Here is a 15,102-nt window from a genome sequence, read left to right on the forward strand (position 1 = left end):
TAGCTCAGCTGGTTAGAGCACACGCTTGATAAGCGTGGGGTCGGAGGTTCAAATCCTCCCTGGCCCACCATGATGATCGGCCGCTTTTTGAGGAAGCGGCTGGTTTGATGTGATGGGGGTGTAGCTCAGCTGGGAGAGCACCTGCTTTGCAAGCAGGGGGTCGTCGGTTCGAACCCGATCACCTCCACCATTGCGTGTGGTGACTGGCGGTTTGCCGACCGGTTCCCTTATCGTCGCATGGGTTAAAAATTTCCGGTGATAGTCTGGCCCCGGTCGGGTTCTGATATCATGCGGGATGGGCCTTCTTGTTGAAGGCTCTGCTATTTGTTCTTTGTTATGGTGAATATGTTCTGGTGCGCCTCTGCGCATGCCTTGACCGGTTGTCTGACCGGATTGACGGGGAGACCTGTCGTCCACGGTGAAGGGTATCATGATCAGAGGCGTTTAAGATGTGCTGAGTAAAATCACGCAGAAGCGTTGCACTGAAAGGTGTGGATGTCTTCTGTGCATGATGAGCACGGATTGGTTGACCGATCTGTGTTAGCTCTTGAGCGCGATAAGGGCATTCGGTGGATGCCTTGGCACTAGGAGGCGATGAAGGACGTGGCACGCTGCGAAAAGCCATGGGGAGCCGCGAGCAGGCATTGATCCGTGGATATCCGAATGGGGCAACCCCTCCGCAAGGAGATCACGATCTGAATACATAGGGTCGTGAGGCGAACCCGGGGAACTGAAACATCTCAGTACCTGGAGGAAAAGACATCAACAGAGATTCCGTCAGTAGTGGCGAGCGAAAGCGGAACAGGCCAGTGCCTTGATATTGTGTAGCGGAACGGTCTGGAAAGTCCGGCGACAAAGGGTGATAGCCCCGTATGCGATAGCGATATTAAGGACATGAGTAAGGCGGGACACGTGAAATCCTGTCTGAACATGGGGGGACCACCCTCCAAGCCTAAATACTCCCTAGTGACCGATAGTGAACAAGTACCGTGAGGGAAAGGTGAAAAGCACCCCGACGAGGGGAGTGAAATAGACCTGAAACCGAATGCCTACAAGCAGTCGGAGCCGCATCTGCGGTGACGGCGTACCTTTTGTATAATGGGTCAGCGAGTTTCTGTTTGCAGCAAGCTTAAGCCGATAGGTGTAGGCGCAGCGAAAGCGAGTCTGAATAGGGCGTCAAGTTGCAGGTAGAAGACCCGAAACCGAGTGATCTAGCCATGGCCAGGCTGAAGGTGCGGTAACACGCACTGGAGGGCCGAACCCACGCCTGTTGAAAAAGTCGGGGATGAGCTGTGGCTAGGGGTGAAAGGCCAATCAAACTCGGAGATAGCTGGTTCTCCGCGAAATCTATTGAGGTAGATCGTCGCGTGTTTACCCCCGGGGGTAGAGCACTGGATGGGCTAGGGGGCTCCAAAGGCTTACCAAACCTAACCAAACTCCGAATACCGGGAAGTATAGCGCGGCAGACAGTCCATGGGTGCTAAGGTCCGTGGACGAGAGGGAAACAGCCCAGACCGCCAGCTAAGGTCCCCAAGTTGTGGCTAAGTGGGAAAGGATGTGGGAATTCCAAAACAACCAGGAGGTTGGCTTAGAAGCAGCCATCCTTTAAAGAAAGCGTAATAGCTCACTGGTCTAATAGAAATCCTGCGCCGAAAATGTAACGGGGCTCAAGCCACACACCGAAGCTGCGGGTGTAGAGTGATCTACGCGGTAGCGGAGCGTTCCGTAGGCCTGTGAAGGGAGATGGGGTGACCCCTCCTGGAGGTATCGGAAGTGCGAATGCTGACATGAGTAGCGACAAACAGTGCGAGAAACACTGTCGCCGAAAGTCCAAGGGTTCCTGCGCAAGGTTAATCCACGCAGGGTGAGCCGGCCCCTAAGGCGAGGGCGAAAGCCGTAGTCGATGGGAATCAGGTGAATATTCCTGAGCCTGCTGGAAGTGACGAATGTGAAGCGTTGTGGGGACTTACTGGATTGCCCCTGCAGCCGGATCGTTCCAGGAAATAGCTCCAGCGAATAGACCGTACCCGAAACCGACACAGGTGGACTGGTAGAGCATACCAAGGCGCTTGAGAGAACGATGTCGAAGGAACTAGGCAAATTGCTTGCGTAACTTCGGGATAAGCAAGACCCATGTCCGGGCAACCGGGTGTGGGTGGCACAGACCAGGGGGTAGCGACTGTTTAGTAAAAACACAGGGCTCTGCGAAGTCGAGAGACGACGTATAGGGTCTGACGCCTGCCCGGTGCCGGAAGGTTAAGAGGAGGTGTGCAAGCACTGAATTGAAGCCCCGGTAAACGGCGGCCGTAACTATAACGGTCCTAAGGTAGCGAAATTCCTTGTCGGGTAAGTTCCGACCTGCACGAATGGCGTAACGACTTCCCCACTGTCTCCGGCATCGGCTCAGCGAAATTGAATTCCCCGTGAAGATGCGGGGTACCCGCGGTCAGACGGAAAGACCCTATGAACCTTTACTGCAGCTTTGCAGTGGCACCAGGAAAATGCTGTGTAGGATAGGTGGGAGGCTTTGAAGCATGGGCGCTAGCTTGTGTGGAGCCAACCTTGAAATACCACCCTGCGTTTTTCTGGTGTCTAACCGAGACCGGTAAGCCCGGTCCGGGACCCTGCATGGCGGGCAGTTTGACTGGGGCGGTCGCCTCCCAAATGGTAACGGAGGCGCGCGATGGTGGGCTCAAGCCGGTCGGACATCGGCTGTTGAGTGCAATGGCATAAGCCCGCCTGACTGCGAGAGCGACAGTTCGAGCAGAGACGAAAGTCGGCCATAGTGATCCGGTGGTCCCGCGTGGAAGGGCCATCGCTCAACGGATAAAAGGTACTCTAGGGATAACAGGCTGATCTCCCCCAAGAGTCCACATCGACGGGGAGGTTTGGCACCTCGATGTCGGCTCATCACATCCTGGGGCTGGAGCAGGTCCCAAGGGTTCGGCTGTTCGCCGATTAAAGTGGTACGTGAGCTGGGTTTAGAACGTCGTGAGACAGTTCGGTCCCTATCTGCCGTGGGTGTTGGAGACTTGAGAGGATCTGTCCCTAGTACGAGAGGACCGGGATGGACGCACCTCTGGTGCACCGGTTGTCGCGCCAGCGGCACAGCCGGGTAGCTATGTGCGGACGGGATAACCGCTGAAAGCATCTAAGCGGGAAACCCACCTCAAAACCAGGTCTCCCTGAGGGCCGTGAAAGACCATCACGTCGATAGGCCAGGTGTATACGTGCGGTAACGCACTCAGCTAACTGGTCCTAATAGCCCGATAGGCTCAAGAACTTCCATCATGCACAGAAGTCATCCACACATGACAAACAGCACATCCTAAAAAACACCAGAACATCCCATCACAACACCACCCAAAAAGGTGGGTTGGACGACCTGGTGGCTATGGCGGGGAAACTACACCCGATCCCATCCCGAACTCGGACGTGAAATGCCCCAGCGCCCATGGTACTGCATCTCAAGATGCGGGAGAGTAGGTCGCCGCCAGGTCTTCCAACCCACCCCTCACGCTACCTACCACCACAAACGCGGGGTGGAGCAGCCCGGTAGCTCGTCAGGCTCATAACCTGAAGGCCGCAGGTTCAAATCCTGCCCCCGCAACCACTTCCAGACTTTGAAATAGAAACCATAAAGCCGATCCCTCAATAATAGGGATGGGCTTATTTTCGTATGTACCCAATACAATAAGCACCCAAGCAGCGATTAGACACGCTGAAATGTGACTTATTGCAACGGCTACTCCCCATCGTACAACAAGATGATTACAGTCGTGGCATGGAAATAGTGCCGCATATTCTGATCGTTGATGATGACCGGGAAATCAGGGAACTCTTGGCCAGATTCCTGGAGAAAAACCGTTTCCGTGTGACCGCAGTCCGTGATAGCCGCGAGGCGCGTCGGGCTTGGGTCAACGGGCATTTTCAGCTGCTTGTTCTTGATTTGATGTTGCCGGGGGAAGGTGGCCTTGATCTGGCTCGCTGGGTTAGGTCCCAGTCTTTGGTTCCGATCGTTATGCTGACAGCCATGGGTGAGGAGACGGATCGCATCGTGGGCCTTGAAATCGGTGCTGATGACTATGTTGCCAAACCTTTTAACCCCAGGGAATTGCTTGCTCGTATCCGTGCGGTTCTCAGGCGGACAGAAGGAGAATTGAGAACCGTTGAGACAGCCAATCAGAAGAGCAGGCGTTTTGCCGGATGGGTATTGGAGCCAGCCCGCAGGCGTCTGATCAATCCGCAAGGGGCGGAAGTTCCCTTGACCGGGGGAGAATACGATTTGCTGAGCGCGTTGGTGGATCGTCCTAACCGTGTTTTGACCCGTGATATGCTACTTGATCTGCTGCGGGGGCGTCAGGCTGGCCCCTTTGATCGGGCGATTGATGTGGCAATCAGCCGTCTGCGCCGTAAGTTGGAAGATGATGGTCGTCAGTCGCAACTGATCAAAACGGTTCGGAGCGGTGGATACGTGCTGGCTGCCACCGTTGAAATGATCTGATGACCTTCATTGCTGCGTTTCAGTCATGATGAGGCTTCCATTATGGCCACGTAGTCTCGCCAACCGCACGGCGCTGGTTTTGACCAGTGTTCTGGTCATTGTTCAGTTGGCGGGGCTGGCCATTCATGCTCTGGATCGCATTGATCTTCAGCAACTGGCTCAGGCAAGATATGCAGGAAGTCGCATATCGCTGATTTATCGCAGCGTCATGTCGGTTCCTCCGGAAGAGCGCCAGGCGTTGATCCAGCGTATGGATCTGCCGCCCGGTTATCGGCTGGCTCTGAGCCAATCTCCTCCTCTGGGTGATACCCAGCCTATTCCGCAGACATGGATGCAATTGCTGCGGGCGGGGATGAGTTTCGGTCCTCCGATGCAGGAGGTCCATCCAGTCAGTATTATTGTCAGGTTGGACAGGCCCCAGCGGATGCTGCAGGTGAGTCTGCAGATGCCATCTGTTAAAGATGAAATGGATAATAAGATGCATGAGCATCTATCCGGTGAGTCTGAAGGCAGGTCTCCTTCCTGGCATCCTTTGGTTGGAAAAGCAGGGAAACAGTGGCTGACGTTGTACATTCCGCTTCCGCCTGTTGAACCGTGGCATTCACCAACATTTCTGGCGGCTTTTATTCTGATGACGTTAACAGCCGCATGTCTAAGCATTTGGGCAACCCGTCGTCTGATTGCCCCTGTGCGTACCCTGTCTCATGCTGCCGAAGCATTAGGGCGTGACGTGAATGCCCCACCGTTAGAGGAAAAGGGGCCGCGTGAAATTGTTCAGGCGGCGCAGATATTTAATGTGATGGCGGCCCGTATCCGTCGCTTTGTACAGGACCGGACTTTCATTCTATCCGCCATTGGTCATGATCTGCGGACGCCAATCACCCGGCTCAAATTACGCGCGGAATTTATTGATGATGAAGAACTGCGCCGGCGCATGATCGCCGATCTGGATGAACTTGAAGAAATGGTCAGTGCCACTCTGGCATTCGGGCGAGATGCCGATATGCAGGAGCCGATGGTACTGCTTGATTTACCAGAACTGGCAAAGACAATTCTTGATGAAGCAGTTGATGCGCGTCCAGACTATACCGAGCGGCTTCACTATATAGGTCCAGATCATTTGCCTGTACGTGGAAGAACATTGCCACTGAAGCGGGCGATAACGAATCTGCTGAATAATGCGCTCGCCTATGGGGGCAGCGCGACCATACGGATTAGCCTGTCTGTGAATGGAATGGTCAGGATGGACATCGAGGATGAGGGACCGGGTATTCCGCCCGAGGATATGGAGAGGGTCTTCGACCCTTACCAAAGGCTGGAAGGTAGCCGCAGCAGGGAAACCGGTGGATTTGGTCTGGGGCTGCCCATTGCCCGCAATATTCTACGTGCTCATGGCGGTGATGTCGTGCTTAGCAATCGCCGCGAGGGAGGGGCCTGTGCCTCGGTCACCTTACCTGTTTAACGAGACGTGACCGAGGGGAGGAGACGGAACGGAACTTTACGCAGCTGCGGAAGCAGGCTCCTTGACGACGATACGGGTCCATCCATGGGTATCAGCCAAGGTGCCGTACTGGATACCAATGATGGTGTCATAGAGTTTCTGGGTCAGATCACCGATCTTTCCCCGATTGATGATGATCTTCTGCCCACGATAGCCAAGCTCCCCGATCGGAGAGATCACGGCGGCCGTGCCTGTCCCCCACATTTCAGCAAGATCGCCACGCTCGGCCGCTGCCATCACCTCATGGATGGAAATGGGGCGCTCATTGACTGTCATGCCCCATTCACGCATCAGAGTCAGGACAGAATCCCGCGTGACGCCGGCCAGGATTGTCCCGGAACTGAGGGGAGGGGTAATCACTTCATTCCCGATGCGCAGCATGATGTTCATTGTTCCGACCTCATCGAGATATTCACGATGAACGCCATCCAACCACAGAACCTGCGTATATCCTTCGGCTTGCGCATCCCGGGCGGCCTGCAAGCTGGCTGCATAGTTTCCCGCTGTTTTGGCGGCACCCAGCCCCCCCTGGACGGCGCGGACATGGGTATCGGTGGCCAGAATTTTCACAGGATTCAGCCCCTCCGCATAATACGCGCCGACAGGGGAAAGAATCACGAAATAGATATAGCTATGAGAGGGATGCACCCCCAGAAACGTTTCCGAAGCAATGACGGTCGGACGAATGTAGAGAGAGGTTCCGGCCTTGCCCGGAACCCAGTCTTGATCCACCTGCACCAAAGCCGCGATCGACTCCTCAATCAAAGCCGGGTCTAACTGGGGAATACACAGCTTTTCACAGGACTGGTTCAGGCGTTCAGCGTGGCGGGATGGCCTGAAAATACGGACGGCGCCATCTGCGCCCCGGAAAGCCTTCAGTCCGTCGAACACGGACTGGGCATAGTGCAGGACGCAGCAGGCCGGATCGAAGGTGAACGGAGCGTACGGTACAATACGAGGGTCGTGCCAACCTTGCCCTTCATCATAGTTCATAATGAACATATGGTCTGAGAACGTCCGCCCGAAGCGTAAATCATCATCATGAGGACGCTGTTTCGGAGATGTCGTTCGTGTGACCGGAAAAGACATTAGCCGGGAACTCCTGGGCAGTAGGACCGAAACAGCACGGTAGGCAGGTATAGCAGCCACCGATCAAGAAACCTCTCAGTGCGACGACCAAGCGATCTGTCACATATTTAAGGCGATGTTGCGGTGGTGCACAGCTTAAATGCTCAGAGATAGTCGCTATGCTGCCGTGCAGCATCGGCGGGGCACTCCAGCATAATGGGTGCAAAAACAAGCTAAAATTTAAATCATCGGTTATAACCGTATGGTTGAAAATCTTTGTTCATAATATTATTATAGTAATAATAAAAATAACTAAAGGTTGATTTATAATAGAAAAAAATATTCTATAAGTATATAAAATATATTTGACTGATTATTTATTTATAAAAATAGTAAAATTGCTTGAATGAAATCTATTTCATCGTCTAACAGAACGTTGGGAAGCGGAGGGTTATTCCATGTCCAGCGTTGTCACTGTTCCAGGTGCCAGTGGTACCGACGCCTATAGTACAAACTTCACGATTAATTATTATTCCAACCTTGGGTTGCTTTCAAAGCAGCTTCTGGATAGTGTTCTGCCACAGAATTATTCGGTTAATAAGCCGAATACTGTGATCAATCCGATATCTTCAACAAACATGTCGGATAGCGTCACTATTTTTGAGCCAGGATCAAATGCACGTGTCAGTATTCCGCAGGGATACGAGGTTTCTGTGCTTGCTCCCATAGCAGCGGGAGCCGTCTCCAATACGGTTTATTTCAACCAGAACACTCTCGATAATCAGCTTATCTTCTTTGGGCAGGCAGGTAATCTTCTGCAGCTCGAACAAGGATCTGGCACTGTTGTGGGGTCTCTTGGTGATAATACAATCGTTGGCGGAACCACTGGCGCATGGTCTGTTATGACCGATGGCGGGAGTAGTACTGCAGGAAGCCTGGTTTTCGGAAACAATTCTTCCATGCAGGTCGCCTCTTTGGGAACGGACACTTTTGTCGGCGGCTCTGGGGTTGCGACCGTGGCAACCTACGGTAATGGCTCGGAAATCTGGGGTGGGCAGAGTGGTTCCTCCCTCAGCTTCACCAGCCATTCTGACGGTATTGATACGTATATGGGGGGGGCTGGCTCTGATACGGTATTCGCCGAAAGCAGCGGTGGTTTTTATCAGGGTGGATCCGGTAACCTCACTTTCGTCAATGATACGGGCAGCCCGACTCTATTCGGGGGTTCCGGTTCGGAAACGCTGTTCAGTGGCAGCGGCAATGGTCTGTATATTCAGGGCAGCGGTGCGTTCTCGCTCACCAATGGTGGTGGCACGCAACATGTCTTCGGCGGCTCTGTCGGTGGTGTTTACTATGGCGGCACGGGCGGTGAAATTGACGTGGCCCAATCCAGCGCCAGCAATACCTTCTTTGCGGGCAATGGTAACGTAACCCTGTCCAGCGCTTTCTCTTCCGGTGATAACCTGTTTATAGGCGGAACAGGGCGGCAGTCCATCTTCGGCGGTTCTGGTGACGACACCTTCTTCGGTGGCGCTGGTACTGCCACTATCTTTGGTGGTGGTGGAGAAGATGTCTTTGCCGTGGTCAATGGTCAGGCCGGTGGTAACCTCAGCATCTATGGGTTTGAAGCCAGCTCTGATCTGGCTATCCTCGGATATGGTCAGACTGCGCAGGATGTTCTTAACGCTGCTCAGTCAACCGTTGTCGGTGGAGCATCCAGCCTGCAGATTACCCTGTCTGACTCGACCACAATCACGCTGGTCGGGGTTAATCAGCTGAACCAGAATCAAATCACCACAACCTGATTTTTGAGGCTGTCGAAAAGAAAGTCGCCAGGTTTTCCTGGCGGCTTTTTTTGTCAAAAGTGCCAAACTATTTTTTCTGAAGCCACATATTCCATCCGGGAGGTCTTATCGGAAACGAGATAACCTTACCGGGTGCCGCATTTTGAAAACGGGCAACACTGTCGGAAAAACCCGCAGGAGAAACGACCAGCATATCCGGATAATGCCAGTCCATGACAATACCAAACAGGGTTGTGCTGAGCAGCAGCATGCCAACCAGACGGATCGAACGTATTTTGGCCTGCAAGGTCACTACAAGAAGGGCCGTGAACCAGGCCAGAATAGGCATCATATAATATCTGCCCCCTATTCCCGGCCGAGCAAGTGCTTGCCATTGTGGTTCCACCTTTGCCGCCAGAGGGGATATCATCGCCACTGTCAGCATGAGGGCGGCAAATACCAGAAGCTTTCTGAAAGCAGAACTCCCGGTCTTGGCTGCCACTGCCAGCAAGAACATGCCAGAAACTGTCACGATAAATGGTAACAGAGTGCTGTCTGCCCACCATGGCTGCCTGGATATCCAGGTGGCCCCGTTAAAACCGGCAAGCCCACCCACAAAAACTTGCAGCGAGACAATTTTGAAAAAACCGGAAACGGAAGCCCCGAGTGGTGCGGGGAGAGTGCGCGTGTGGTGAAACACCATCAGGAACCCGAGCTGGATCAATGCGGATGCCCCCATGATGATGAGACGCCTTTGAGCCGCTGTATCCTTTCTCTGCCACCGCTCATAAACGGCAAATGGTGTCAGCAGAATTGAAAAGGGACCACTCAAGCCCGCAATGGCCAGACAGAAAGATTCCCAAATGGCTCCCCTGGTTGTTGCAGTGGCGGGGCTGATCACGATCAGAAAGCCCAGCAGTGCAAGATGCCATTGGGTGTTGGTCAGAATGACGAATTCCTCGAACCCGTAAGGCATGGTGATCATGAAACCACCCAGCAGAAAGCGAATTCGCCAGTCAGGTACGAGCGGCGCAAAACGGGATGAGGTCACATATATTGCCGGGGCTGCCTGTATCAGAAGCGCAATCACAGCAAAAAAAACCGGCACATCTCCCAGTGGCAAAGATTGGGCCAGCAACGCTACAATCCGGGAGGCAGTTTGCAGATAGCCTACATGAGGCAGCAATAAGCTCGACCATCCGTGCTGGTAGGCATTCTGATACCAGATGCCATCTTCAGCCCACAAAGTGGCATGATGCAGACCAAGCGGATACCGGACAGCCAGTGTCACCAAACAGAAGGCGGAAAATAAGAGCCAATAAAACTGTTGGCGCTTCCACGGAATCGAAGAAAGGAAATCGGGGGAGGGCTGCTGGTCTGTATGCTCAGGAGGCATTTGCAAATCTTTGTTTTGGTCTCAATGACAGCAAAGGCATTTCGAAATATCGAAAAGATGCCCATGATAGAATAAGAGGCAGAGTCATGATCATGACCGTACCCGTCCCGCGACCGATTTTGTCCTCAAGCACCCAGATATTGACGAGTTCCAGAATAGGAAGATGGAAAAGATATAGCCCGTAAGCCTGATTGCTGAGTGCCTTGACGGGTTTATCCAGCAGGACAGGTAGACGGCGGATCTGCAGCATGGCGGGAAGGCATAGACAGGCACCGATCTGGTACAAAGTCAGGATATAGGTTCGAAAATAGCGACCCGGCAGAGGGGTTGGAAACAGGAGTAGATGAATGATCAGCCCCAGCCCCATCAGAAAAAACAGGTTGGGGTATAGGAAGAGCAGACTGTTTTTTCGCGACAGAACAGCAAGCAGCACACCCAATGCGATGCCATCCAGACGATGAATGACAATTGTGCCAGATGCCTGGGCAAATAATTCAGGCGTCAGAAAAAACCATCGCGCCAGATGGGGGGCGATGATCATTACGCCAAGGGCAAGACCGATCGCCCAGCTTTTACGAATAAGAAGACTTCCTAAAATGGCCAGGCTGCCAAAGATAACATAAAACCATTCTTCGATTGCCAGAGACCATGTGACGGCATACCAGTTTTGCGACGGCAGCGGTGTCAGCAGATTTTGCGTGAATGTCGCATACTGAAGCAATGTCTGCACCAGATGCTCTGTGGGCGGATAAATAACTGCCAGCACTAGCAAGACTGCATAATACAGCGGAAGTGTCCGCGTCCAGCGCCGCAATAAGAAAATGCGCCAATTGGCGATACTCGGCCCTTTGTCGACGATATCAAGTATCAGACCACCCACAAGAAAACCACTGAGGGCAAAAAAAAGATCGACCCCCAGCAGCCCGAAATTAAACAGCCAGTTTTTTACCGGTATGCCGAACCAGTGGGAAAATGTGCTGAGATAATGGATGAACAGAACACATAAAATGGCGCAGGCCCGGAAAATATCCAGACCTGCACAGCGTGTATGATAGCCTCCTGCATGACCATATGCAGAGGTGGCCGATGGTTGGGACATTTTCTTATGGTTCAGCCGGCAATGGCAAAATCAGTCCACCCGGCTCATCACTGTCAGCAGAAATACCGTCCAGAATCCACGGATGGCGGGTGCGCATATCGTTGATCAGATCTTCCTGATTCCGGCTTTTATTCGTCGTTGTACGAAGCATGGATTCGCCATGCACCCGATAAAATCCAAGAATTTTATCGAGATGTTTCCCATACCATCCATATTCAGCCATCCGGCACCACAGATCATAATCTTCCCAGCCCAGTGGCATGCGCTTATAGCCACCGATATGGGCCCATGCGGACAGCCTGATCAGAGCTGTTGCATCAATGAAATTGCCGGGTCGGAAGATGGCGGGATTATAATCCCGTGCACTGAAGATCCCGTCGCCATCGTCGAATTCCTGCAGGGACGGATAGACATAGGCTGCATCCGTATCCTTAATGGCTTCATAAAGCCGTACCGCGGCTTCCGGCATCAGCTTGTTATCGGCATCCAGTGGCAGCACGAACAGCGTTTCCGCGGCGTTGAAGCCGGCATTGCGCGTCAGGCTCAGACCTTGATTCGTCTTGTTTTTCAGGAGCACTGCCCGGCCGAAGCGGGCGGCATTGGTTTCCATCCAGTAACGCACGACTTCCAGAGAATCATCGGTTGAACAGTCATCAACAACAACCAGATGCAACTGCTCGACCGTTTGATCGCGGACAGATTCCAGCGCCTCCAGTATGTACTGACGATAATTGTAGACGGGAATGATAACCGTCATTTCCGCATCCCGCAGGCTGTCATGAAAGAAGACAGTCTCTGTTTCGGGAATTTCCGGAAGCGGATGCGGCCATGCCTGCCGATGTTTTATTTCCCGCTCAAAGGCCCATGCCGCCGCACGGCCCGGGCGCAGCATCTGGTCAAGCCAGCCCGCCACAAGTTCGGTGCGCCCGTCAGGACCATAGCGCCAGAGCACATCGTGATATGCGGCCCGGGCCATATCCCGACGTGCGTCGGGATTATTGAGCAGTTGATCAAGCGCATCCGCCCATTCCTGCGGACTGTCTGCCAACATACCGGTGACCCCATGGCGGATTGCGTCACGATATGGAACCGTCGGAGAAGCAATGGTTGGCACGCCGACAAGAGCCGCTTCGAAATACTTCAGCTCACTCTTGGCCTCACAAAAAACGTTTCCGACTTCCAGCGGTGCCAGATTGATATCGAAACGGGCTATTTCCGTGGGGAGATTTTCGAGTGGCACCAGTTCGCGCCATTCAATTTGGTGCTCCATGGCATGCAGGTCGGGGAATTCCTCAATATCCATGGCCGGCCACGGACCACGCCGGAACAGAACCAGACGACGATCCGGATCAGCCTTCAGGGCTGCCGCAACGATGGAAGCAATCTGGGCAAAATCTTTCTGATGAGTGCGGCTTCCCCCCGCATAGCCGATGCGGACCAGCGGCGTCTGTCCATGTATATGGCGTGTACGAACGGCGTTGCGTGATGTGCTCCATGTCGATTCCACAAAGCCATTCGGGATCAGGAAGGTGGCTTTCTGCCGCCGGTGCATTCTGGCGGCCATCGGCAGGGTTGGGGCTGTGCAGAAATCCGCAATGCGCATCATCTGCTGCACGCGGGAGAAGAGCCGCTTGACGTCTTTTTCAGCGTAATTTTGCGAGCGGATCCCGTCGATAATGTTCTTTTCTGCAAAAGCGGGTTCAAACATCAGATCGTCACAGTCGAATACGATCGGCAGCTTGCGACCATTCGCACGGTGGAAAATAATTTCTGTATCAGGCGTCCATTGGCTGCGCCAAATATAGATAATATCAGCCTCGGCCATTTCGTGGCCGTCTCTGGCTTCGGGAATGGTGCAAATAGTAGCCCTGCCGCCCGCAGCGCGGATGGCATCGGCAAAATAAACGACCCGATAGAAATGCCCCGCCGTATGCGGCTCACCGGATATACACAGAACGTAGGGCTTACGTTTGTCGTCTGCAGTCAAGACTGGCGGCTGAATGACTTCATCCGGTTCGGAGGCATTGTCTGCTTCTGTGTCGTATTCCGCGATGACTGGTTCCGGCTCTTTGACAGGCGCTTCGGCATGAGAGGAGGGCGCTATCTGGCGCTGTTCGCTTCTGCCATGCAGCTCATAATGCTCCAGCGCCGTCAGACCGGCACTGATCGAATCCGGATAACGCCGGATATAGAACGTGGTAGAGAAATCTGGTCCGGGATCCCGTTCTTCCTGGGTTCCGTACAGAATATAATGGATAACCGGATCAGTTTTACTGCTATCGAGATCCTGATACGTATCCAGATACCAGCGCGCATCGAACAGAGGGCTATCCTTGATGATGCGGTACGCCCGTTTGATTTTTTTTCTGTTGCGATATCGGACCATCAATGATGAAGGCACGATTTTTTGTATAACACTTGAAAATAACGAGCGCTGAGGCTGTTGCTGGGCGATGGCCAGGCGCATCCGCAGCAGGCCGGCTTCTTCCAGATGCAGATCCCGTTCACGCTGCAATGCCTGTGCATGGTTGGCGGCATCGGCGAGCTGTAGATGAGCATGCGCAATCTGATGATGGGCGTTATCCAGCTGCTGACGGATATTCTCGGATTGCTGGCCGGCATTCTGCAGGGCATTCCAGGTCTGTCGAAGCTCATGCTCCACCACGGCAAGTGTTTGCCTTGTATTGATCAGGGCAGCCCGTGTGGTGCCCCGTTCCTGTTCAACCCATTTCAGGCGCCGATATTGTTCGGCAATAATCTGATGATCTTTGGCAAAGCCTGCCTGAATATCCGCGATCTCAGCTTCCCGATGCTCCTTGAGCGCTTTCAGCTCGTCAAGCTGGGCGTAGATTTTTCTGTCCAGATCACTGGTATGGATAAAAAGACTTTCCGGCGTTTCGGGAAGAGGATCATCCGAAGCAATGGCCAGCAGGTAGGTCGCACGCGGCAGGCCGTTGGAGGCTTCAGCATGCAGGTCGCCACGGTGTTCGATCACCAGCGGCAGCGGACTGGCAGGTATTGCCAGTCCGGGCAAAGCCGGAATCTGTTCGGCTGCAATCGCGCTGCCAATGAAGGCGCGTTGTCCCATGGAGCGGACATGCCTGAAATTCGATAGCAGCAGGGAATGAAATTCAAGGCGTGTCAGCTCGTGCACATGGTGCGGGTTGGAGCCTTGGTCAGGGGGAGAATAAATATCACGTTCCGGGCTGGAAATGATCAACAGACCGCCCGGGCGCAGCACCCTGCGCAACTCGGCCATAAAAGATTGGTGGTCGTATAAATGCTCTATGGTTTCAAAAGAAACTATTCTATCAACTGACTGGTCCGGTAATGGAATGGCAATTCCACTCCCTTCCATGAAAGTGAGGTTCGGGCGGCGATAGTGTAAACGAGAATGGGCAATGGCATCATGAGCGATGTCTACCCCGGTGACGGAGCGTGCTACCTGGGCCAGAATAGCCGTCCCATATCCTTCGCCAGAGGCAATATCGAGCACATCCAGCCCACGGCAGAAATGCCTGGCCAGATAATAGCGGTGCAAATGTTCAATTTCGATGCGGCCAGAGACGGTCGAGGTAAAGCGCTCACCGGTAAATTCGAGACCATCGCTGGCTCGTTCCTGGCGGAAGATTTCTCCCAACCGCTTTCTCCTCTTAAAGATGCTTTGTTATTAAATATGCAGGTTAGCAAACCTGTATATTCCTGCCGTGACATGCGATCATGTGCAAGTGCGGTTCCTCCGACCATCCT

Annotated in this window: 7 protein-coding genes, 3 tRNA genes and 2 rRNA genes (1 of these 12 only partly in view); 8 read left to right on the plus strand and 4 right to left on the minus strand. The window is 53.5% G+C overall.

The features are described 5' to 3' along the window. From GBCGDNIH1_RS16135 to GBCGDNIH1_RS16165, 7 genes are all read left to right on the plus strand, one after another. Window positions 1-70, plus strand: a tRNA-Ile gene (locus tag GBCGDNIH1_RS16135); it begins 7 nt to the left of the window's first position. Between the two features lie 44 nt (window positions 71-114). Further along, a tRNA-Ala gene (locus tag GBCGDNIH1_RS16140) sits at window positions 115-190 on the plus strand. Window positions 191-545: 355 nt separating this feature from the next. Continuing rightward, window positions 546-3,283, plus strand: a 23S ribosomal RNA gene (locus GBCGDNIH1_RS16145). 101 nt (window positions 3,284-3,384) lie between these two features. Beyond that, window positions 3,385-3,499: ribosomal RNA gene (rrf, locus tag GBCGDNIH1_RS16150) — 5S ribosomal RNA — on the plus strand. Window positions 3,500-3,536: 37 nt separating this feature from the next. Then, a tRNA-Met gene (locus tag GBCGDNIH1_RS16155) sits at window positions 3,537-3,613 on the plus strand. A 171-nt stretch (window positions 3,614-3,784) separates the two neighbouring features. After that, window positions 3,785-4,504, plus strand: coding sequence for a response regulator (locus tag GBCGDNIH1_RS16160; protein ID WP_025320937.1), 720 nt, complete (start codon window positions 3,785-3,787; stop codon window positions 4,502-4,504). 433 nt (window positions 4,505-4,937) lie between these two features. Beyond that, on the plus strand, window positions 4,938-5,966 hold the full coding sequence (locus tag GBCGDNIH1_RS16165; protein ID WP_238595336.1) for an ATP-binding protein: 1,029 nt from the start codon (window positions 4,938-4,940) through the stop codon (window positions 5,964-5,966). Window positions 5,967-6,002: 36 nt separating this feature from the next. Here GBCGDNIH1_RS16165 and GBCGDNIH1_RS16170 read toward each other — a convergent pair whose 3' ends face one another. Beyond that, complete coding sequence (locus GBCGDNIH1_RS16170) at window positions 6,003-7,094, minus strand: branched-chain amino acid aminotransferase (RefSeq protein WP_043452731.1); 1,092 nt, start codon at window positions 7,092-7,094, stop codon at window positions 6,003-6,005. A gap of 437 nt (window positions 7,095-7,531) precedes the next feature. Between GBCGDNIH1_RS16170 and GBCGDNIH1_RS16175 the strand changes: the two genes are divergently transcribed. Beyond that, a complete protein-coding gene (locus GBCGDNIH1_RS16175) occupies window positions 7,532-8,878 on the plus strand; it encodes a calcium-binding protein (RefSeq protein WP_011631447.1) in 1,347 nt (448 codons plus the stop codon). A gap of 67 nt (window positions 8,879-8,945) precedes the next feature. On the opposite strand, the gene GBCGDNIH1_RS16180 is transcribed toward GBCGDNIH1_RS16175, so the two are convergent. The 3 genes from GBCGDNIH1_RS16180 to GBCGDNIH1_RS16190 form a co-directional block, all read right to left on the minus strand. After that, window positions 8,946-10,148 carry a hypothetical protein gene (locus GBCGDNIH1_RS16180; RefSeq protein ID WP_157691980.1) on the minus strand — a complete coding sequence of 401 codons (1,203 nt, stop codon included), beginning with the start codon at window positions 10,146-10,148 and terminating at the stop codon, window positions 8,946-8,948. Window positions 10,149-10,242: 94 nt separating this feature from the next. Continuing rightward, window positions 10,243-11,352 (minus strand): acyltransferase family protein, encoded by a 1,110-nt coding sequence (locus GBCGDNIH1_RS16185; RefSeq protein WP_011631449.1) that lies wholly within the window; start codon window positions 11,350-11,352, stop codon window positions 10,243-10,245. Window positions 11,353-11,356: 4 nt separating this feature from the next. After that, window positions 11,357-14,992: a glycosyltransferase gene (locus tag GBCGDNIH1_RS16190; RefSeq protein WP_011631450.1), complete on the minus strand. Its 3,636-nt coding sequence runs from the start codon at window positions 14,990-14,992 to the stop codon at window positions 11,357-11,359. Window positions 14,993-15,102: the final 110 nt, after the last annotated feature.

Origin of the sequence: Granulibacter bethesdensis CGDNIH1, assembly GCF_000014285.2 — a bacterium.
GTDB lineage: Bacteria > Pseudomonadota > Alphaproteobacteria > Acetobacterales > Acetobacteraceae > Granulibacter > Granulibacter bethesdensis.

Bases quoted from the DNA above. Each gene is read 5' to 3' on its own strand.
- GBCGDNIH1_RS16185 (WP_011631449.1), bottom strand. From the start codon at position 11,352: ATGTCCCAACCATCGGCCACCTCTGCATATGGTCATGCAGGAGGCTAT.
- GBCGDNIH1_RS16160 (WP_025320937.1), top strand. From the start codon at position 3,785: ATGGAAATAGTGCCGCATATTCTGATCGTTGATGATGACCGGGAAATC.
- GBCGDNIH1_RS16175 (WP_011631447.1), top strand. From the start codon at position 7,532: ATGTCCAGCGTTGTCACTGTTCCAGGTGCCAGTGGTACCGACGCCTAT.
- GBCGDNIH1_RS16170 (WP_043452731.1), bottom strand. From the start codon at position 7,094: ATGTCTTTTCCGGTCACACGAACGACATCTCCGAAACAGCGTCCTCAT.